General features: G+C 32.4%; 24 protein-coding genes. 11 read left to right on the forward strand and 13 right to left on the reverse strand.

Translation table 11 applies throughout. The features are described from left to right. Positions 1–9: 9 nt before the first annotated feature. On the reverse strand, positions 10–426 hold the full coding sequence (locus J2T59_RS08110) for a hypothetical protein (RefSeq protein ID WP_259135434.1): 417 nt from the start codon (positions 424–426) through the stop codon (positions 10–12). Positions 427–668: 242 nt separating this feature from the next. Next, on the reverse strand, positions 669–1,022 hold the full coding sequence (locus J2T59_RS08115; protein WP_259135435.1) for a hypothetical protein: 354 nt from the start codon (positions 1,020–1,022) through the stop codon (positions 669–671). A 340-nt stretch (positions 1,023–1,362) separates the two neighbouring features. Between J2T59_RS08115 and J2T59_RS08120 the strand changes: the two genes are divergently transcribed. From J2T59_RS08120 to J2T59_RS08145, 6 genes are all read left to right on the forward strand, one after another. Next, the gene (locus J2T59_RS08120) at positions 1,363–3,507 is read left to right on the forward strand and encodes a methyl-accepting chemotaxis protein (protein ID WP_259135436.1); all 2,145 of its coding nucleotides are present in this window, start codon (positions 1,363–1,365) and stop codon (positions 3,505–3,507) included. Positions 3,508–3,556: 49 nt separating this feature from the next. After that, positions 3,557–4,075 carry a chemotaxis protein CheW gene (locus tag J2T59_RS08125; RefSeq protein WP_259135437.1) on the forward strand — a complete coding sequence of 173 codons (519 nt, stop codon included), beginning with the start codon at positions 3,557–3,559 and terminating at the stop codon, positions 4,073–4,075. Positions 4,076–4,107: 32 nt separating this feature from the next. Further along, complete coding sequence (locus J2T59_RS08130) at positions 4,108–4,464, forward strand: response regulator (protein ID WP_259135469.1); 357 nt, start codon at positions 4,108–4,110, stop codon at positions 4,462–4,464. Between the two features lie 26 nt (positions 4,465–4,490). Next, complete coding sequence (locus tag J2T59_RS08135; RefSeq protein ID WP_259135438.1) at positions 4,491–6,494, forward strand: chemotaxis protein CheA; 2,004 nt, start codon at positions 4,491–4,493, stop codon at positions 6,492–6,494. Between the two features lie 10 nt (positions 6,495–6,504). Next, positions 6,505–7,122: a chemotaxis protein CheC gene (locus tag J2T59_RS08140; protein WP_259135439.1), complete on the forward strand. Its 618-nt coding sequence runs from the start codon at positions 6,505–6,507 to the stop codon at positions 7,120–7,122. Positions 7,123–7,255: 133 nt separating this feature from the next. Then, entirely contained in the window at positions 7,256–7,495 is a 240-nt protein-coding gene (locus J2T59_RS08145; protein ID WP_259135440.1) for a hypothetical protein, read from the forward strand. Positions 7,496–7,523: 28 nt separating this feature from the next. Here the strand turns inward: J2T59_RS08145 and J2T59_RS08150 are convergent, their stop codons facing one another. From J2T59_RS08150 to J2T59_RS08160, 3 genes are all read right to left on the reverse strand, one after another. Next, positions 7,524–8,003, reverse strand: coding sequence for a hypothetical protein (locus J2T59_RS08150; RefSeq protein WP_259135441.1), 480 nt, complete (start codon positions 8,001–8,003; stop codon positions 7,524–7,526). A 44-nt stretch (positions 8,004–8,047) separates the two neighbouring features. Then, on the reverse strand, positions 8,048–8,779 hold the full coding sequence (locus J2T59_RS08155) for a hypothetical protein (protein ID WP_259135442.1): 732 nt from the start codon (positions 8,777–8,779) through the stop codon (positions 8,048–8,050). Between the two features lie 91 nt (positions 8,780–8,870). Continuing rightward, positions 8,871–10,784, reverse strand: coding sequence for an archaea-specific SMC-related protein (locus J2T59_RS08160; protein WP_259135443.1), 1,914 nt, complete (start codon positions 10,782–10,784; stop codon positions 8,871–8,873). A gap of 256 nt (positions 10,785–11,040) precedes the next feature. On the opposite strand from J2T59_RS08160, the gene J2T59_RS08165 reads away from it, so the two are divergent. Beyond that, positions 11,041–11,259, forward strand: a complete 219-nt coding sequence (locus J2T59_RS08165) for a hypothetical protein (RefSeq protein ID WP_259135444.1) — start codon at positions 11,041–11,043, stop codon at positions 11,257–11,259. After that, complete coding sequence (locus J2T59_RS08170; RefSeq protein ID WP_259135445.1) at positions 11,256–12,017, forward strand: RAD55 family ATPase; 762 nt, start codon at positions 11,256–11,258, stop codon at positions 12,015–12,017. Before J2T59_RS08165 ends, J2T59_RS08170 begins: the two co-directional genes overlap by 4 nt. A gap of 82 nt (positions 12,018–12,099) precedes the next feature. Here the strand turns inward: J2T59_RS08170 and J2T59_RS08175 are convergent, their stop codons facing one another. The 7 genes from J2T59_RS08175 to J2T59_RS08205 all read right to left on the reverse strand — a co-directional run bounded on the left by J2T59_RS08175 (position 12,100) and on the right by J2T59_RS08205 (position 18,144). Next, complete coding sequence (locus J2T59_RS08175; protein ID WP_259135446.1) at positions 12,100–12,474, reverse strand: hypothetical protein; 375 nt, start codon at positions 12,472–12,474, stop codon at positions 12,100–12,102. A 155-nt stretch (positions 12,475–12,629) separates the two neighbouring features. Further along, positions 12,630–13,613, reverse strand: a complete 984-nt coding sequence (locus J2T59_RS08180; RefSeq protein WP_259135447.1) for a hypothetical protein — start codon at positions 13,611–13,613, stop codon at positions 12,630–12,632. 42 nt (positions 13,614–13,655) lie between these two features. Further along, positions 13,656–14,453 (reverse strand): hypothetical protein, encoded by a 798-nt coding sequence (locus tag J2T59_RS08185; RefSeq protein ID WP_259135448.1) that lies wholly within the window; start codon positions 14,451–14,453, stop codon positions 13,656–13,658. Positions 14,454–14,502: 49 nt separating this feature from the next. Further along, on the reverse strand, positions 14,503–15,282 hold the full coding sequence (locus tag J2T59_RS08190; protein ID WP_259135449.1) for a flagellin: 780 nt from the start codon (positions 15,280–15,282) through the stop codon (positions 14,503–14,505). A gap of 205 nt (positions 15,283–15,487) precedes the next feature. Further along, positions 15,488–16,246 carry a flagellin gene (locus J2T59_RS08195; RefSeq protein WP_259135450.1) on the reverse strand — a complete coding sequence of 253 codons (759 nt, stop codon included), beginning with the start codon at positions 16,244–16,246 and terminating at the stop codon, positions 15,488–15,490. Between the two features lie 115 nt (positions 16,247–16,361). Next, positions 16,362–17,114 (reverse strand): flagellin, encoded by a 753-nt coding sequence (locus J2T59_RS08200; RefSeq protein WP_259135451.1) that lies wholly within the window; start codon positions 17,112–17,114, stop codon positions 16,362–16,364. Positions 17,115–17,400: 286 nt separating this feature from the next. Beyond that, on the reverse strand, positions 17,401–18,144 hold the full coding sequence (locus J2T59_RS08205; RefSeq protein WP_259135452.1) for a flagellin: 744 nt from the start codon (positions 18,142–18,144) through the stop codon (positions 17,401–17,403). 231 nt (positions 18,145–18,375) lie between these two features. Between J2T59_RS08205 and J2T59_RS08210 the strand changes: the two genes are divergently transcribed. From J2T59_RS08210 to J2T59_RS08220, 3 genes are all read left to right on the forward strand, one after another. After that, the gene (locus J2T59_RS08210) at positions 18,376–19,170 is read left to right on the forward strand and encodes a hypothetical protein (RefSeq protein ID WP_259135453.1); all 795 of its coding nucleotides are present in this window, start codon (positions 18,376–18,378) and stop codon (positions 19,168–19,170) included. Continuing rightward, on the forward strand, positions 19,160–19,522 hold the full coding sequence (locus J2T59_RS08215; RefSeq protein ID WP_259135454.1) for a hypothetical protein: 363 nt from the start codon (positions 19,160–19,162) through the stop codon (positions 19,520–19,522). Before J2T59_RS08210 ends, J2T59_RS08215 begins: the two co-directional genes overlap by 11 nt. 75 nt (positions 19,523–19,597) lie before the next feature. Next, positions 19,598–20,512: a ComEC/Rec2 family competence protein gene (locus J2T59_RS08220; RefSeq protein WP_259135455.1), complete on the forward strand. Its 915-nt coding sequence runs from the start codon at positions 19,598–19,600 to the stop codon at positions 20,510–20,512. Positions 20,513–20,688: 176 nt separating this feature from the next. Here the strand turns inward: J2T59_RS08220 and J2T59_RS08225 are convergent, their stop codons facing one another. Continuing rightward, positions 20,689–21,936 carry a FlaD/FlaE family flagellar protein gene (locus J2T59_RS08225; RefSeq protein ID WP_259135456.1) on the reverse strand — a complete coding sequence of 416 codons (1,248 nt, stop codon included), beginning with the start codon at positions 21,934–21,936 and terminating at the stop codon, positions 20,689–20,691. Positions 21,937–21,985: the final 49 nt, after the last annotated feature.

The raw sequence follows: 21,985 nt of genomic DNA on the forward strand, positions 1-21,985 counted from the left end.
AGTCTTAAATCACTGATATTGTACTGTTATATTGTAAATATACTCTAATTGGTAGTCAACTATACGTATATTATTTACCAAGTTATCGCGAATAAGTGATTTTAATTGTGATTTAGTATCATCATTACCATGTTTATAGAATCCTAGAATTGACATATCAGTCACATTCTCCTCAAGAAACCTTGTTACTGGAATATGTATTGAATCAGCCGCACAATAAGCTGAAGTAAGTAAATTAATTTCAGCTTTATATATATCATTTTTTGAATATGTAGATAAAACATATTTTGGGATTATTACATAATAAGTATCATTTGAATCATGGACAGCATACTGTAATATTATTGAATTAATTAACTCATTTTCATTTAGACTAAGAATCAGTTTATCGACTTGTGTTTCTTTTTCAATGATTCCCCTTTCCATGATACCTGTTCCATTTTCTTACAGTTTTAAATGAATTTTGCAAGTATAAAATGGTTTTGACTTTCATATAAATACTAATTTTTAAAAATCAATTCATTACAAATTAATATAAATTTAAGGAGTTTATTTGTATCATTTTAAGAAGAATTACTTTCATTGATGATAGATGTAAATAAATAAAATAGACGAAAGAAATAAATTTAATGCACATAAAATTAGTACAACATAGCATTTGAGAACAATTAATATGTTTGTATCCAAGAAAGTTCTTCATTGCTCATAATATCATGTGGTTTAAAGATTTTATTTGGCTCTTTTTTTAAATAAGCATCAGATATAATGTTTTGATATTCCAATATATTTGGATGTTGTGAATCATCATTAACTGATAATACTTTTAGTTTGATCTTATTATTTTCCTGTAGCTTTAGAGTGAAAAAAACCTTATCATCGTTGAAAAAAATACCTCGAAACTTAAATTCTGCAGCTCCATTTTCACAGATATATTGCTGAATTTCTTTTTTCATATCTACTCGGTTCTCACTACAGAGTTTATTTTGTGCGTTCATTTTTTCAACTTCCGTTCCACTTATCATATATTAATCCCGCTATATATAATATACGGGATTTTTGATCCGAATTACATAATTAAAAAGACATTTCGCTCGGATATAGTAAACACAATTTCATTCTCCTGAGTATACTCTATTTATCGAATTTGATTGCTATTTACCATAAGATCTCTAAAAAGACTTAATTTCTTAAGTTCAAAGTTGCAACTTATTTAATTGTTGATTTTAAATTTAATTTCTACTGTTTTAACATACCATCACAAAATATAAAACATTATATGCTAGTTATTACTTTAGTACTAATGCAGTTTAACTAGGGAACATAGTATTTATAATAATTATTTGAAAATTTGAGTGTGTTATTATGAAATTTAATTCTGAAAAGTTAAAAGAAAAAACTAATATTGATTTAAGTTCTGTAAAGATTAAAACTACTGTATATGTAGTTGTAGCTTTGATTGCAATATTTGCTGTTTCTGGTGTTTTGATTATAAATTCTGTTAATGAAATGCAAACTGAAATGGCATATGATGCTGTAATGGATGAAGCTGAGATATATGCTAATGATATTGATTCTGATTTGAGAGAGTATATGACTGCAGCTAATACCTTGTCAGCAACTCTTTCTCAATATGAGTCTAATGATAGAGATGAAGTTAATAGAATAGTAAGACAAATACTGCTCAATAACGAAAATTTTGACGGTGTTTATGTTGCTTATGAGCCCAATGCTTTCGATGGGAATGATGAGGCTTTTGTCGATGAAGTGGGCCACGATTCTACAGGTAGATTCATTCCATACTGGTATCGTGATGGAAATACAATTGAATTAGAGCCTTTGGTTGATTATGAAATTGAAGATTATTATCAATTGCCTAAACAGTTAGAAAGAGATGTAGTGACTGAACCTTATATGTATCAAGGTCAACTCCTATCAAGCTTTGTATCTCCGATAATTGTAAATGGGGAATTTATTGGTATAGCAGGTACTGATGTAAGTTTATTTTACCTTGACGAAATGATGGATGATGTAGTACTGTTCGATACGGGTTATGCGTTACTTCTTAGTAATGAAGGGATGATAATAACTCATCCAGAAGATAAGAGCCTCATGGGAACTCAAAATATAGCTGATTTTGATGACCCAATATTCGATGAAATACAGAGAGATGTAGCAAATGGTATATCTGGACAAGTATCAGGTATCAGCCCAGTAACAGGTGAAAATGTGGTTTATTCATACAGTACTATAGATACTGGTGAATATGCCGTACTAGCAGTAGTTCCTGAAAATGAAATGTTAGCTGGTGTCAGTGCATTACAAACACAGATAATAACTATATTCATCATTGCAGTCGGTCTAATGGCGCTATTAAGTTATTTCATAATAGGTTCAATTGCAAATCCTATGCGTGCAGCTGCCACACGAGCCGAGAACATAGCAAACGGCAACCTTACTGGACAAATTGACAAAAAATTCATTGGTAGAAAAGATGAGGTTGGAATACTCGCTACTTCATTTGGAACAATGCTAGAGAATCTCAATCAGTTAGTTTCAGGAATTAAACAAAGTGCAGATGATACTTCTGCAAGGGCACAGGAAATGTCAGCCACTTCTGAAGAAACCACAGCTTCTGCAAATCAAATCGCAGATACAGTGTCAGAAATTTCAAGGGGAGCACAAACTCAATCAGCTAAAGTAGAAGAAGTCGCAAGGGCAATGAACGATATGAATGATAGTGTACAATCAGTTGCCGAAAATTCACAAAAAGCTTCTGAAGATGCAGATGATATCAGTTCTAAAATACAAGTGATTGGTAACGCTTCACAAGACCTGTTACAGAAAATGAATGGTATAAGAAAGACTTCAGAAAAAAATGCAGCTGTTATAAGTCAATTGGATCAAAAATCGACTGAGATTGGAAAGATCGTTAATTTGATCACAAACATTGCTGACCAAACCAATCTTTTAGCACTAAATGCAGCGATTGAGGCTGCTAGGGCAGGAGAACATGGAAGGGGATTTGCAGTTGTTGCAGATGAAGTTAAAAAGCTTGCAGACGAATCTGGTTCAGCAGCAAAACAAATTGAAGAACTCATTACCGAAATACAGGATAGTACACATAATGCTGTAGAATCCATGAACGAAAGTAAGTCTGAGATTGAAACTGGTGCCAAATCACTTGACGAAACGGTAGAATCTATACAGGCAATCGTTTCAGATGTTAATGAGATATCTAAAATGGTTCAAGAAATCGCAGCTGCTGCACAAGAACAATCTGCATCAATAGAAGAAGTAACAGCTTCTGTTGAAGAAGTTTCTTCAATTTCAGAGGAATCTGCAGCAAGTACTCAAGAAGCATCTGCTGCAGTAGAGCAACAAACTGCATCTATGCAGGAAATTTCAAACGCTGCTCAAGAACTCGCTGAAATGGCTGATAAGTTGCAAAGAGATGTATCTTATTTCAAATTGAACTCTGAAGACGGAGAGAATGACAACAATAAATGAGGTTATTTTAAACATAAAATAACCTTATAACCATTTTTTGGTGAAGATTATGGAAGAAAAGACACTCAAAATCGATAGGAAAATGGATGAAGACGATGATAATGAAAATGTGTTACAATTAGTCATCTTTCAGTTAGGTGGTGAGGAATTCGCTGTTGATATAATGCAAGTGCAAGAGATAATAAGGATGCCAGAGACCACCAGAATACCGCAAGCACCCGAATATGTGAAAGGTGTAATCAACCTGCGTGGAAAAATAATAGTTGTAGTTAGCTTAGATGTAAAGTTCAACATCGAGGCTAAAGAAGTAGATGAAAATTCAAGGGTGATAGTGGTAGAGGTCGACGATACTATATTAGGTATGGTCGTTGATTCGGTAAGTGAGGTTATCAGATTACCTCATTCAAATGTAGAAAATGCACCTGATATCATTACCTCTAAAATTAAGGCCGAATATATTGAAGGTGTTGGTAAATTAGATGAAAGGTTATTAATATTACTAGATTTAAAGAAAGTTTTGCAGGAAAGTGAAATGGATCAGATTTCCAATATTAAGAAAAATACATGAAAAACGATCAGATTCAAGGGACTGATAAAAATATGGCAGATATAATGATTGTAGACGACGCGGCATTCATGAGGATGGTTATTAAGGACATTCTTACCAAGAATGGACATAATGTTGTAGCCGAAGCAGGTGATGGGCTTGATGCAATTGAAAAATACAAAGAAAGTAAACCTGACCTAGTTTTCTTGGACATAGTTATGCCTAACATGGAAGGTACTGATGCATTGAAAAGTATCATGGAAATCGATGAGAACGCTAAAGTGGTAATGTGTTCATCTATTGGTCAACAATCTGTTGTCACCGAGGCTATCAATAATGGTGCTCAAGATTTTATTGTGAAACCTTTTGATGCAACTAAAGTATTAGAGGTCATGAACAATGTTTTATGATTATCTACAGGAATGGAGAGTTAAAAATGAGTATGTCTGAATATTGTGACATGTTCAAAGCAGAAGCTAACGAACATCTCCAACAACTAAACCACACATTACTTGAATTAGAACAAGATAATTCAAACCTTGAAAATATAAACATAATGTTTCGTGCGGCACATACTTTGAAAGGAATGGCTGCAACAATGGGTTACAACAAAATAGCTGAAGTGACCCATGAAATGGAAAATTTAATGGATAGTATAAGAAACCAAGAGATTGACATTAATAGTACCATAATAAATGTATTATTTGAATGTTTAGATCAGTTAGAATTTGGTATTGAAAACATTGAAACTGAATGTGATATGGACATTTCAGCTATCTTATTAAGATTAAATGAAGTAAGTTCAAGTGCTGAAAAGCATGAACATGTTGCTGAGAATGTGACATGTGTATCTGAATCAATTGATTTGAAAGAAGATGATATTAAAAAATGCCAGTCCCTCTGTGAAGATAAAGATAGTTCAATATTCAATGTTCAGGTAACCCTTGACGAAACCTGTCTTTTAAAGACGGCACGTACAGGCTTAGTGCTACGAGAATTAGATAAAATGGGAACTGTTGTGAAAACAGTACCTTCTCAGGAAGATATTGATTCTGGAAACATAGATAATGAAATCAATATTGTTTTTGTAACTGCAAACAATGAAAATGTGGTAATTGAAAAGATAAGTAAAGTCTCGGAAATCAGTAATGTTAAGATAGATCCACTTGACCTTGATAATATTTTAGCTGCTGAAAAAACTGAATCCATGCCAAGTATTCCTTCAACACCCACTTCTACATCCAAATCGATGAAGAACAGTATGAATGAAGATAATGTTAAGTCTGTTCAAAGTGTTAGAGTTAGTATTGAACGACTTGATAACCTGATGAATATGGTTGGAGAACTTCTTATCAATAAGAGCAGATTAAACCAATTAGCCATTGAGCTTGAAACCAAAAAATTAGATGAAACCCTTGCAAGTCTTGACAGATTAACAAATGATATTCAAGTAGAAGTCATGGATGCACGAATGGTACAAATTGATCAAGTTTTTAATCGATTTCCACGTATGGTTCGTGACCTTTCAATTGAACAAAAGAAAAAGATCAGTTTTTTAACCGAAGGTAATGAAATCGAACTTGACAGAACTGTTTTAGATGAGATTGGTGATCCTTTAGTTCATCTATTAAGAAATGCGGTGGATCATGGTATAGAAACTCCTGAAGAAAGAATAGCTAAAAATAAAACAGAAACTGGATCTCTTAACTTAAAAGCTTCAAGGTTAAGAAACAATGTCTTGATCGAGCTGCAAGATGATGGTAGAGGAATTGATCCGGTTAAAATGCGAGATGTAGCTATCAAAAAAGGACTATTTGAACGAGCTCAGGCAAATGATCTTTCAGATAGAGAAGCAATGTATCTTATTTTCGAACCCGGGTTCAGTGCTGCTGAAGAAGTGACTGATATATCCGGCCGAGGCGTAGGTATGGATGCTGTGAAAAACAAGATAGAAGATCTTGGAGGATCTGTTGAACTTGAATCTGTAGTAGAACAGGGTACAACGATCAGGTTAAAATTACCATTAACTGTTGCAATCATACAGTCATTGCTTGTGAATGTAGGTGAAGAAACTTATGCAGTCCCAATAAACAATATTGTACGAGACGAAGTTATAGAGCAAGACGATATCAGATCAATTAAAGGTGAGAAAGTAGTAAATCTTCGTGGTGAGGTATTGCCTCTTGTGGACCTTCATGACGTACTTAGCGTCCCACATAACAAAGAAAACTATAGAGATAATAACAATCTATTAGTCGTAGTAGTAGAAAAAGCAGGTCAACATATAGGTTTAATAGTCGATAAACTTTTAGGACAACAAGAAGTTATTATAAAAACACTTGATAACAAGTTATTAAAAAACGTAAAAGGATTTTCAGGTGCAACTATTTTAGGTAATGGGAATGTAGCCCTTATCTTAGATGTTCCTACGTTGGTATGAGGTTTAAAATATGGCAGAAATGGATGAAATGACAAAAGGTGCGTTACAAGAAGCAGGGAATATAGGTATGGGACACCTTGCAACCTCGTTATCAAAAATAGTTAAAAGAGAGGTCAAAATCGATATCCCTGTAGTAGAGATAGTATCATTAGATGATATTTTGAATGAAAGTGAAGGAGACTCGAGAAATAAAATCGTTGCAGGTATACACGTTGATATTAAAGGTGATGTTAATGGCGGCATGTTGCTCCTGTTCCCAAAATTCTCTGCACTCTCATTCTCAGATATTTTGACTAAGAAACCAGTTGGTACAACTAGCATTTTGGAAGAAATACATATCACAAAATTAGAGAATATGGGTTTCCAACTATGTAGCTCTTATATGAAAGCAATCAATGAATTTATTGGTCTAGAACTTAAACTTCAAGAGACTTTAATTAAAGTGGATATGGATGGAATTACCGATTTCATTTCAGATGAAATGAAAGGACTGGCAGACGAATTCATAGTTATCCGGAACGAATGTTTTGTTCCATCCACCAACTCGAGACATAAATTCAATATGTTGTTTGAACCTGATGCTTCCGATACAATACTAACAGCTGTAATGCAAAAAATGATGGGGTAACCTGCATTACGTCAAACAGCTTCTAATTTTTAATTCTAATGTTAACTCTGTTAAAATATAACGGCAATGTTATATACTACTAATTATATACCTTTATTGTTAAAAAAGTCAAACGGAAAAGCGGAGAAACAAAATGGCCCCAAAATCGCAAATTGGTGAAGTACGAATCTTACATCGTCAAGGTAAATGTACAATTATCCAAATTGAAACTGATGAAGAGATAAAGTTATTCACATCATGCGAGATGGGAGATCCTGAGATTGGGTCAAAAGTTTTTATCGATAAAGAGTTTGTTGATGGTTTTGAAACTATCCTTGATATGATCCATGGAAATTGTTTAGGATATTCAATTGAGCCAATTAATAAAGATTAAACAAAAGCAAAGCTTAAATTATACGAAGTTAACCTAGCAAATCATCTAAGTTTCTCTCTTCCTTAACATAGAATTTTATAGTATCAATAAAAAAGTCTTTTTTTATGGCTTCTCTATAATATAGTAAATAGACAAATAATTCGAGTTCTCTTTGGCGTAGGCTCACTTCCTTTTTAATCTCATTGAAAGATGTAGGTTTTTCTCGAACTATATTATATATTGATTCGTACTTTTCTTTTATATAGTCGGGATAATCCGTTATTCTTAGCTTGAAAGTATCATAATCTTTACGAGCTAAGTCTAAGTATAATTTCAAACCAAATTCGGTGAGTTCCCATTCTGAATGCTTTGAAGACAATACAGATTCACGTACAATATCGAGATTATTAAGTGTCTCAACTACAGATTTTGTATTATTCAATGAAATACCAGTTATAATCGATAGTTTTGTGGTTGGTAAATTGTTAAATATGAATAAAGCATCTATAACCTTAAGTCCTTCAATCATTGTACGTACATCTCCTGATAAATTTACTTTATTTAGAATTAATATCAATCAGAATTTTCAGAATTGTTATTCTGGTTTAATTCTCCCTGACAATCATGCCTTGTTTCAAAAAGGTCATCTTGAGTGATTTTTTTATGACATTTTTCACATCTGAAAATAAGCTCTGCATTTATATATGAGGGTACAGCTTTTCGTTTGGCTGCACGCTGTAGTGCTTTATTGGACACTTTCAACGCAAAATCTAATCCATCCTTTAAATTAACAAGATATTTATTTTTATCATTATTGGTTTCATGTTTTATTTGCATGCAGTTTTCAAGATGTTTTTTAACAAAATAAGTTGTGATCAAGTAATTGGACCAATGAAATACATTAATACCATATTGTTGTTCTATAGCTGCACCTTTAGAATATATCTCATATGTTAGCTTTTCATTTATTTTAAAACCATTAACTAAAACATATTTACGAAAGAGATCTACGTCAAAAACCATTGTTTGTTCTGGATACTCTTGTTTGAACAAGTTTGATAGAATATTATTATTCAAGTAATCAACAATATTAGAATAAGACATTGATATCCCGGATTCGGTATTCTCAAAACTTTGCCTTAATATATATTCCGTATTCTTCTGATCAAGTAAACCGTTATTGATCAAGTTGCATAGAATACATTCAGTTAAATTATACCTTCTCTCTTTAGGACTTGGTATTACCTCATACTTATCAAAGTCAGAGGTTTGTGTCCTGTATCCAAGCTGTTCGAATATGTCCATATTATCTTACTACAAAGAAATATATAATGAATTAAATGTTTTATGATACTGTTATTCTAACAATAGGTAAGAATAACAATTACTAATGATATTATACATCACTATCTAATACTTGAAAGTGGGCAGATACATTAAGGTTACCTTCTGGAAGTTTAGTAAGGATAATCGATTCTACCTTTTGTTGGAGATAATCCATGAGTTTTGTAAGTCTATCAACATCAAGATACGTAAGTTCATCGAGGATTAGTACAGGGAACTTTTCATTTACCTTATATGCAAGATATCCACTTAACATTACTATTAAACCAACAACTTCTAGTTCTGAAGTACTGAGTGTCTGTAAAGAATACCTATCAGGTTTTTTCTCTTCCTCGCGTACCACTACTAAGTTATATTTGTCATTCAACACTTCTAATCTCACATTCTTGATATTCTCAAAACCAATTATATCTTTGATATGATTTATATTCTCATTAAAAGTGGTACGAACTGCTGACTGGAGATACTCTTTTTCTTTAACAACTTCTTTCTTTTTATCTTGTAAAGAGTTAAGCTTTGATTTTATGTTGTTTAGTTGATCTTGTTTGGTAGCAAGAGCCTCTAACATAGATTCGGTTTCATCCATTTTTTCTTTTAATATTCCATGCTTTGCTTTTAGTTCAATATAATTATTATTTAACCCTGTTTTTTTATCATTATGTTTTTTACTAACAGAGTCAAGTTTGTCTTTGAGTATAGTTAGATCCTGTTGATATTGTTCAAGTTTCTCTTTTTCAGTAACTAGATCAGATTCAAGTTCATTCACTTGTAAATATGTGCGATTTAGCTCAGACCTGTATTTATTATACTTTGATTGCTGTGATTCAACATCATCCAATTCTTGTTGAACCTGGTAAATTTGGTTTTTTATTTTATTATTCGTTTCAATAAGGTCACTTGATATTGAATGCAAGTGTTGAAGATGTTTTTTTAAATTCTCATCATCGGTTCTCGAACCACATGTAGGACATGTCTTTTTAGATTTACCTAGAAGTCCAGTTTCCAATAATTTCTCATTCATTTGTTCATTATACTGATCAATAATAGTATGGTCTGAATGTAGTGTTTTCTCAAGGTTGTCAATATATACGTTTACAGTATCTATTTTTTCCGTATTCTCACTTAATTTAGATTTGAGCATGGAATGTTGAGATTTTAGTTCCATGACCTTTTCAGGATTAAACTCTTTTAAGTTCTCTAATTCGTTTTCCTTATTCCTTACCTCTTGATTAAGGTTCTTTAACTGGAACTCTTTATTCTCAATACTAGATTTTAATTTTGCTATTGATTGTACTAGATTAGTATAAGATGATTTTAAGTCCATATATTGTTGATGAGACTCATTATCTTGAACATCATCGTCCTTTGAACTCATTTCAATCAGATGTATCTCTTTCTCCACTTGTTTTATTTGAGAATTTAATTCTCCTTTTTGATTGATCAATTCGTCTTTCCTTTTTAGCTCCGATTGTAATGTTTTCATTTCTTGTCGATATTTTTGGAGTGATACATTATATTCATGTTCCCTAGCCTCAAGTTCATCCAAATTAGTATGTTCAATTATTGCGTTTCTTATATCTCCACCATTCCTTATAGTAGTTAAAAGTGTGTTTGTATTGTTTCCAATAGCAAACCGGGTGATTAAGTGACCCATATTTTCATCAAATAAGTTGTCTCCTTTAAAATTAAGAGTGCGATTATCAATATATTCAAGTGATTTTACATACTCTATCCCATCACCATCAATTATCTTTACATAGCCTTTCTTATTGCCACTCTTTAAGAAATAGTTCTTATCCTTCACTAAACCATTTCTAATCATAAGTACCTGGAATGCACGCAGAAATGATGTTTTCCCAGTAGCATTAGGAGCCTCTATTACATTTAGACCTTTCTTAAAGTCAAGTTCATGTGACTCAATTCCCCCAATATTCTTGACTTGGATTTTAAAATTTTTTAGATCCATTTATCTTCAGTTTCTCCTAATAATTTGAAACAATATACTATATCATTTGATTATTATTAATATAAAAGATTAATGAATTAATAATACTAACAGTTTAAGTTACCTGTTTTCTAAAATTAAGTTTTAACTAGCTTCAGCTAATTTAGAATGTTGAAAGTAATTTTTTACTTTTTTAAATGCGTGCAATGATTTAAATATAATACGTGCATGTTCAACACAATATTTGTTTATATTTCAAATCCTGGAGCAAAGTGTTATGGGTTCAAGAGTAGTAAAAATGTCAGATTCCCAAGATCAAGGTAATGGCGTTAAGTGTATTGATGAAAATGTCACTGAATTTGAACCTACTTTGGTAAAACAAGTACGTAAATCTGGTGATATCTATGTTGGCAGAAAACATTCTGGTAAAACTGCATATATCTATTTCAAGAGAACTGAAGTCAATGATAACTTAAAAGGAGATGAGAGTGAATGAGAATTCCTTCAGGTATTGATGGACTGGATGAACTAATCGAAGGGGGACTCTTATCCAATCGAGTCTATCTCATCTCAGGATCACCTGGGGCTGGAAAGACCACTTTTGGATTACAGTTCTTGGTACAGGGTGCAAAGATGAATGAAATAGGTTTATACATAACTTTACTTGACAGCCCACATAACATTATTGAAGATTTTTCAAGTTATTCATTTGACCTTAATGCATACCTTCAACAAAACAAGATCCTATTCGCGGATGTCGGACCGAGATTAGATTATGGGTATATGGATGAATTAAATAGTATTTTTAGTGTTGGCAATGGTAGTAATAATTTCGAAACTGAAAGCGATGCACCTTCACCAGCATCTGTCTTTAAAGAAATTGAAACTTACGTGACGCAATATAATGTTACAAGGTTGGTCATAGATTCACTTTCTGCTATGAGATTCACTAAAAGCGATCGGATTGTAGAAGAAAAAGAAATTAGTAGATTTATTAGACAACTGAAACGGTTGGGTTGCACGACTGTGCTTTTATCTGAATTAAGTGGCCAAGATAGTTATAAAACTGAACAATATGCTGCTCATGGTGTCATTATATTGCACAGCTTTCTTAGAGATGATGAGCTTGTACGTGCATTTCAAATAGTCAAGATGAGAGGTACTAGACATCCTTGTACATTAATGGAACTCAAATTCAGTGATAATGGTCTGAAAATACATCATAATAAAATCTCTAGTAGAAAAACTAATTAGTATTCAAAAACGTTATAGTCGTATTTACAATAAATACTGTACTTTTTTAAAAAGGTAATTCTTGGAAATATAATGTATCTTATTAACAGTTAGATAATATTAATGCAAAAAATGATTTGTACGGTGAGTATACTCTAACTTTCATCTCAGTTTCAAACAAATAACATTTTCGATCAAAAACAAAACTACGATTGTCATTCAATGCTACTGTTCCAAAAAAATCAATCCAATCAAATTCTATATCTCTAAAAAAACAATTTAGTTTCGAGAATGATATGCTTCTCAAAAAATTATTATCAATACCTAACAGTTCTGAAAATTGGGAGTTAGCATAAATTAGTTCGGCATCTATGGGTTCACCTAAATCATTGACAACAAGTCTATTAAATGACGTTGCGATATTGATATTATCAAGAATAGATTTATAGATAAAACTTTCATTCAATTCAGTTTGCATACTACCACATAAATACTGTATAATATATTATGAAGATAATAGTTAAAAATCTTTTCTATTTAAATGAAAGTTCTTACTTATACAATAGCCAGTATTGTTATTTTTAGTATATTTAAAATAAAAATAAGGAAGCTTGGATGATTTAGCTATTAATATTATTTTGCTCCAATGTTGATTGGATCATCGATCACACTAAGATACTTATTATTAGAATATTCAAAGAGCACACGAGTTTCTTCAATCGAATTCCAGCCTTTATTCAGTGGTATAACTGTTAGTGTTCGTGTAACAGTTTCTCCTGGTTTAATTGTCCCAAAATCCAAGATAGGATCTTTGATACTTATGGTGGGACTATACTTAACAGCAATCTGGAAATTATTATATGGTTGTTTTGAAAAATTCTTTACCCAAAAATCAATATATGCTTTTTTGTTCACTTCATTTTCTTTAGATGGAATGATTCTGATGAAACGTTTTACCATACCTTTTTGAATCGGTTTTGCATTCCTTGTATCAAAACTAGCTTTTTTGGAGTTATTTTTCTTCTCTTTACTATTCACATACAAACCTAATAACAATAAAGCTACAGATAATCCAAACAATGGTACAGCATTATCTATCAGTGAATCTACTGGTGTTTGTTCAATTACAACTGAATCTATTTCTTCCTGTGTTATCATCATAGGACCATCAAAAGAAATCCTATTGATTATCCAGCCAGTACCACTCCGTTGAAGTTTGAAAAATAATTCTTTTTCAACTTCTCCCGAAAGCCTACCAGCAGCATTAAATTGGAGTATTGTGCAGTTAGTTGATACAACTGCAATAGTTTCCTGAACCTCTATTTCAGTGATTTCTACATTATCAATACTGTTCCTGACAAAACCATTATTCCGCATCTCAACTTCAATGCTCGCGGGTGCTAGAAGTCTAGTAGTACCTATAGTTGCCTCGGGTGAAAAACCTCTGCCACCTGCAAGCTGGAACGCATCATCAAAATCTCCTTCATTCACATGTTCCATGAAATCCAACACAACTTCTTGAACATCTTCCTCGTGATTAGGTTCAAGATCAATACAACCAGTACCCGTGAAAGATAAAATAACTAGTAGAGTGATTAGTATTAACCGATTTTTCATACAGGCACCTATTAAATTGATATAGTAAACAATGTTTTTATTTTAATTTTTCTTTTCTCTTCTATCTTTTTTTAGAGAAAGAATTGCTAATCCCATTAAGATGATGAAGATCAATCCTAATATAGGTAAAAAGTATGGATGTTCATAAAATGCTTTTTTGTTGACATTCACTTGTGTAGCGAATTCGAACGTAGTCTTGCCATCGATTACTGTAGAACTAATACCACTTCCACCAGTTAGCAAAACCCTTTCATTCTCAGTAGAGGTTTCAGAATCGTCTAATCCATGATAACTTATGAGTTCAAAACCTTCTGGTAGAATTATCTGTTTTTCTTCTATTGAAGGATGGCCTTGAATCCAAATGTGGTTCTCACCTGTCGAAATTGAGTCCACAAATTCAAACTGTATATCTGTAGTAACTAGGACATTATCATCAGTTTCATTGATATTACCTTCAATTTCACCAAGGTTCATTTCAATTGAAGTTAGATTTAGTTCAGTTTCACCATCATTTATAATAATATATTCCTTAAATTCATCTTCTTTGATATTGATATATGTTTCAATAAACTGATTAATCTCAGAACTATTAATAATACCATCATTGTTCATATCAATCAAATTTTTGAGCTCAATAGCATAAGTTCCAGAGTATTCTTCAATTATCTTAAATTTGATATGATATTCTTGGATATCTATATAGTTAGAATAAGTTGCCATTGAAGTTTCGAGTTCCATTTCATCCATATCGACATGGTTTACATCTGCAGTTACCGGTACTATTAATAACGTGACTAATAAAATGGTAATACTTATCAATAAAATCTTTTTCTGAATCATGACTAACACAAATTACAGTTTTTTTTGTTTATTAAATTTATGGAGATATTTAAGGGTATAATCCAACAATCATATTAACCCCATAAGCAGAAGGTGTATAAAATCTTGCAGAGACATCTGGCCCATATTCTGAAGAGATAACAATACTCATACGCGTCCTTGGGTTTAATTTAAGATCCGAACTTTTCAATTCAAGATCATCATAAGAATACAATGATGTATATCCAGAAGCATCCCTAGATACGGTTGCTACATATAATGAGATTAAGTCACCTTTGCTCATTAAAGGATCTGATTGCGAGAATGAACCATCTTCATCTCTGTGTGGATTTGCAGTGAAGAATAATTTTGAATTAGGTCCATCATTAGTAGTTCCATTGAGTAATAGTTCTAAGTTAGTTGAATGGTCAGTATCAAATCCTTCCATTGTGGTACCAAAAATTCTTTCATTACCAGCATAGACTAAAGTATTTGTTCGACTACCATCAGAAACTGTGATTATTGTCTGGCTTATATCAATTTCACTGGTACCTACATGTAAGCCCGCGTTTATCTTTATCATATCAATTGTATCTGATGGCCCACCTTGACCCCCAGTATCATTTGCACGGTACCCTTCAATGTTGCGAATCAAAATATTTGAAGATACTTCTTGGGTAGCTTGTCTGCCTGTTTGAGCTGCTTGTTCCTGCAAAATACCGGATGTTTGAATCATTACAGCTGCAGCTATGGAAGCAATTAAAATCATTGCTATAAAAATTATTAATGTCCCAATACCTATTTGAGCATCAGTATTTTTCTTAAACCCTAAGCTACATTTTCTGGTCAAACCATCCATCCTAGTAAAAATATATGATTTATATTGGGTTGGATAACATATAAAGTTTATGAATAGCCTATAGCTATGAAGTCTTATAGACTGAGAATAAAAGAAAATATTCAATTTAAAAATAAATGAAACAAAAATAGAATTTTTACTTTAAGTAAATAGAACAAAATAAAAATAGAGAGAAGTTCTCAATGAATGAGAACTCTTATGGATATAGCTTGACTATATCAGTTACACCATAAGTAGATGGGGTAACAAATGTTGCTTGTGAGATAGCTCCGGCTTCAGGTGTCATTACAATACCAACTTCTGTACGTGGATCGATTGTCAATCCGGTGTTAGTTAAAGTACCATCACTTGAGTCTGCTCCATCAATTTCAATTGAATAGCCTTCTCCTGATCCTTCTTCTGATGCACTTGCAATATAAAGATTGACAAGATCACCAGTATTCATAACAGGATTTTCCTGATTAAAGGATTCATCTTCATCACGAATATCATTAGCAGCAAATTCTGTTGTGGCTGCATCATCATCTGTCATTATTCTTTCTAGATTATCTGTCCAACTGTCATCATCTTTAACATGTTCTTCATCAATATAAGTCAATGTATTTGTTACACTACCATCAGTAATGGTTACAACCAATTGATTGAGATCGACTGGTGAACTACCTGCTTGAAGACCTAGTTGTAATCTAAGTAGATCAACAGTATCGGATAAACCATCATCAGTATGTGATGCTCTTACACCTTCGATACTTTTAATATCAATATTCGATGATACTTCTTGTGTTGCTTCTGAACCTGTCTGTTGTGCTCTCTGTTGTAACACTCCTGAAGTCTGGATAAGTACTGATGCAGCGACTGCTGCTACTAAGACCATAGCGATAAATATAATCAGAGTACCAATACCCACCTGACCTTTATTGTTCTTTCTAAAATTCAATTTTCTGTTTGCTTTCATAAAAAAACTCCATATTCTATTTGATATAAAGAAAATTATCAGGTTTGAATTATATATTTTTGGTATATGGGATAAAAAAAGATTCATATTATTAAAATATGAATCAAAACTTTGTTTATGGATATAGACTTACTATATCAGTTACACCATATGTAGATGGTGTAATAAAAGATGCTTGTGAAATAGCTCCTGCTTCAGGTGTCATTACAATACCAACTTCTGTACGTGGGTCTAATGTTAAACCAGATTCACTGTTTTCAGTAGGGAAATCCTCTCCATCAATATTTATTTGATGGTTTTCAGTATTTGCTTCTTCGGATGCTGTTGATATGTACATATTAACGAGATCACCAGTGTTCATAACAGGATTTTCCTGACTGAAAGATTCATCTTCATCACGTATTTCTCTTACTGCAAAAAGGTCTGTAGCACCATCTGTGGTTTGTAGTCTTTCTAAATTTCCATTTTCTCCACCAAATTCACTTGCTGGATCATTACCATCAGTATATGTCAGTGTGTTTGTACTACTTCCATCAGTAATTGTTACAACTAGTTGATTAAGATCTACTGGTGAACTGCCTGATTGGAGACCAAGTTGTAATCTTAACATATCTACAGTGTTGGTTAATTCATCACCGTTTGCTGCTCTGATACCTTCAATATTTTTAATATCAATATTTGATGATACTTCCTGGGTTGCTTCCGAACCTGTCTGTTGTGCTCTTTGTTGTAGAACACCAGAGGTTTGAATCAATACAGCTGCAGCAACCGCTGCTACAAGAACCATTGCAATGAAGATAATAAGTGTCCCAATACCTACCTGGGCACTAGTATCTTCACTGAACCGTACATTCTTATTTGCTTTCATAGTACAATCTTCCTATAATTTTATACAATAATAAATCTTATGATACATACACTTATTCTTTAATCATATATATATACTTTGGTTTGATTTATTTAACGAGTTTCTTATGGAAATGCAATGATCATGTTTAACTAAAGTATTTATTCCATAAGTCGATGGTGTAAAAAGTGGAGCCTCCTTAGAACATAAAGCTTCTGGGGGCTTAGGGACATTCTCTTCAATGAATCTTACCTTCTTACTTGTTCTCATAGAATCTTACCGTACAGTATAAAAATAATAGAACTTTTCAAGGATAGAGTCTTGTTACAGGATCCACTTCATAACGTGAAGGTGTAATAAAGCTTATGGTTGAAGGTGTACCTGTTTCATATGCAAATATGATATCCACCGGTGTTCTTGTATCCAGCTGCAAGTTAGAATTTTTAACCGTTGATAAGGCATCATCATAATTAGTTAAATTAATACCGGAATCAGAGCTTGAGGTGCCAATATAGATATATATTATATCACCTGAACTTATAACTGGATCTTTCAACTGAAATGAACCATCATCATCACGGATAGGATTAGCAACAAAATATGTTGTGATATTTTCCCTGTTTTTTAACAGATACTCCAAGTTTTTAGTAAAATTATCTTCATGTGAGTCATTGATATATTCTAAAGTGTTTGTAGTACTACCATCTGAAACTGTTAGAATTACCTGCCCCAAATCAAGTGAAGAACTACCAGGTCTAAGACTAGCTTGAATCTTTAACAAATCATATGTTTTGGAATAACCATCTTCATTTTCTACATCTAAATTGCCTCGTATACCATCAATGTGCATTATATTCAAATTAGAAGATACTTCTTGGGTAACTTCGGAACCCGTTTGTTGTGCTCTTTGTTGTAATACACCGGATGTTTGAATTAGGACAGCTGCAGCAACCGCTGCAACTAGAACCATAGCAATAAATACGATAAGTGTCCCAATACCAATCTGGGCACTAGTATCTTCATTGAAACGCAGTTTATTATTTGCTTTCATAGAATAAAATCTCCATCTACAGGTGATATTGTTTATAGATGAAATGTATTTTCCACTTACTATATAAGAACTATGGTTTGATTAATTTAACAGCCCAAGAAAGAATTACTAAAGTTTATAAGACATAAAGTTGCTTTATTCAGATATAAGTGCATTGTGAATAGATTGTGATTAGTTTCTTAGAAGTTGTTATCGTATATCATATATATTTGTAATCATAAGAGGGTAAAAATGACATCAGGTCTATTATTAAACGCAGTGATTTGTTTTGCAATATCGATTTCTGCTTTGACATTAACATGGCTACTAGTCAAGAATTCGGCTGATTATGATGCTAAAGCAAAACCTGCCTTATGGGCACTCATTTCTTTCTGGGTACTTGTAGGGTTCATATATATCCCAACTACTTTAAGAATGATTGCAGCATATCAAGGAAATACATTATTTGATTTAATTTTCTATCATTTAGCTTCAATTTTTTTCGCTTTTGTAAGTGTACCTATAATATTTTTTATCGTGTATATCGTAACAGGGAACAAAAAGGTTACATTCATAGTTTCCTTTTTTTTCACTATTGTTGGTATAATATATCTGTATATTTTGAGCACCTATGGTGTAGTAGGACCTGTAGTGCTGGATTGGAGTTCTTTAATAACAGTGAACAGTGATTTTGCAATTCATCTATACTTAGCTCTGCTTTTCGTAATTCCCACTGCAATGATATTAGGCTTATTTTTCCTAATGTTAATACAAAGAATTAAACTGGGTATATTATACAAAAAAGCTTTACCACTAGTAGCCATCTCGTTTGTTCTCGATTTTATCTTAATTGACTTTATTGTCATGATAGATCCGATGCAGCTCTTTGCACGCACGTTTATACTTATAGGTATTATTTTAGCATTTCTTGCATATTTCCCACCAGAAGTATTGAAAGAGGAAAAGTTTGATTATGAAGATATAGATCTCGAAATTGAGTTAGAGAGTGAAGTTAATGGGTCATTGGGGGACATTAATGAAAAATGAGATAGATCCTGAGTTTGAGAATGATGTTGCTAATTTCTATCAATCCCTTGGAGTTAATCAAGGACCGGGAGATATACAATATAGATTAATTCTAAAAGTATTAGAGAAAAATAAAGATAAATCAACTGAATTCTCTGATATAAGATATTATACTGACGAGTTTGCTGAGAGAGGGAGTATCGGAAGTAAAATGAAAACTGTTTTTTTACGAAATGAGTTAGCAGTGAAGATCAAACATGGTGGATATAAAATTACTGATAAGGGTCTAGTAGCTTCAAATATGTTGAAATTATCCACCATATTTTATAAGGAAGTAACTAAGTTGAGTAATATAATCGAAAGAATGCCTTAATATCCACATTTTTTGCCACAATAAAAGCTACAACTAAATTAGAATACCTTATTAACTCAAATATTCGGTGATGCTTTGAACAATAACATGTTGCTTGTTTTCACATCTACTTTTGTAATTGCAATATTAGTTGTATCTGTTGCCGGGTATATATACGAACCATATGATATGAAATCAATACCTCCCGAAGAAATTGTAGATTATGATGATACTGAACTAAAAGTCCATTTTATTGATGTAGGAATTGGAAATGCAGTATTGATATCATATCAGAACAAAAATATGTTGATTGATGCGGGGGTTGATGAGCTTGGTACTAATATCATCCCATATATGTACACCTATGATATAACAAGGCTGGACTATATGATACCGTCTTCACATGATCAAGAAAACATTAATGGAATGATAGGTATTCTTACAACTATGTTAGTGCAAAAATATATGGATAACGGACATGTTCTGGATACACAAAGTTATGAGTCACTTTATCATATGATAGATGTCACTAGTACTAATAACACAATTTTGACTAGAGATGATACTATAGATTTTCATCCAGATATTGAAATTACAGTATTGAACCCTGAGGAATTAACTGGAAACTTTGCTAAAGATAGCATCGTTATTAAATTGACTTATGAAGATATTTCATTTTTATTTATGGGTGAGGCAGGCTTTGAGGTTGAGAATGAATTAATTAAAAATGATTATGACCTTGATGTTACTTTTCTGAAAATAGGTCAGTATGGATCTAAGTATTCCAGTAGCGATACATTTTTGGAATATGTGAATCCTAGTTACTGCATAATACAAGAAGGACCACATGAAGATTATGTTAGCCCCCATACTGAAACAATGAATAGATTAAAACAAGCTGATACCGGTATTCTGGATAATAAGTTTCATGGCAATATTGTAGTCACCACGGATGGTACAAATTATAACATTTACACACAGAACGTTTTGGATCATCGTATATTCCATTGACCGGGTATAAAAAACGAATCTAGATTAAAAAAAATATTCAAACAGAGTCAAATTGAGAAAAGATAAATAATTATATCAGTTTTCCTACATAATCATGAAATCAATTTCAACTACATCTAGATAATTACTATATTGAAGCAAAAAAATATCAAAATATATCACATTTAAAAAAATGTTCAAAGTCCATACATTTCGCCTAGTCCATGTTTTACTTTAGTCATTTCACGATCGAGTGTACCTAAAACGTTCTTATCAATCTTTCTTCCACTTAATCTTTCAATAAATAACAATGATTTAGTGTGATCCTCAGGCAATAGCTTCCACGTGGGTTTCTCAATATTATAGTCAATACCCCTTGCATATGCCAGTATCTCTAACCTTACATCTTCACTAATCCATCCAATATCTATATAGTAATCTAGTGCATCCATTAGATTATTTCTACCAACTTTCTCTATCAAAAACTCAATCCAATTAAGTAAGACAATTACGCGTGTAGGATCGGCCTTTATTGTTTCGAGTTTAACAAGAGGTGTTTCTATAGAGGTGATGTCTTGCTCGCTGCTCATATCAATATCATTTAAGGGTTTTTCGGAAGACAATATTGTTTCTATCCTATCCAATCTTTCTATTATACTTGAATTGAGTTCATTGATATCTGATAGATTATCTTTATTCTCCTCAATTTGTTTTGTGTTAGTTTCAAGTTGAGTATTGATATCATTTACATTATCATTGAGCAGAGATAAGGCTTGTGAAAATGCATCCAATTTCTCTTCAATCTCAGAAACCTTACTTTCAGTATCCTCAGACATTCCCATATGATCAAGCTGATACCTTAAAGATTTAATTTCATTCTTCATTTCGGATGTAGTATTCCCAATATCATTAATTCTTTTTTCAGCTTTATCAAATCTTTCAATTGTGTCCCGGCCTGATTCATTATCACCAACAAAAGGATTTACTTGATTTGATACTACTTCATAAAGTGATAAGAGCTCAATTACACTTTGATCTATCTTATCCACTGATTCCTTGATATCCTTGTTCTCCCTTTCCATCGTTTTAAAGCTCATTTCGAACTTGGATATCTTTTTTTCAAGAGTATTGATCTTGGTCTTATTCTCTTCTATTTCCTTTGTGTTAGGTGCAGAAGTTTGGGGCGAGTCGGGATTGAAACCATCCCCCATACTTTCAGAGAATTGATTGAAATCAGGTAAATTGTTAGATTGATTTTCATTCAAATTAGGTTCTGATAAATCAGGAACTGATCCAAAATCTGGAACATCAGTATCAAATGGTACTGAATCTGATCCAAAGGGATCTTCACCATTTCCAAATGGGTCATTGGGTGTGGATGAATCTCCTTTATCTTTATTAACTACTGATTTCAATGATTCTAATTTAGATTTTAGATTGACCATAATCCCACTACAGCTTTTTTAACCTTAAATAATAAACATATGTTGACTT

This window comes from Methanosalsum natronophilum (assembly GCF_024808815.1).
Taxonomy (GTDB): Archaea; Halobacteriota; Methanosarcinia; order Methanosarcinales; family Methanosarcinaceae; genus Methanosalsum; species Methanosalsum natronophilum.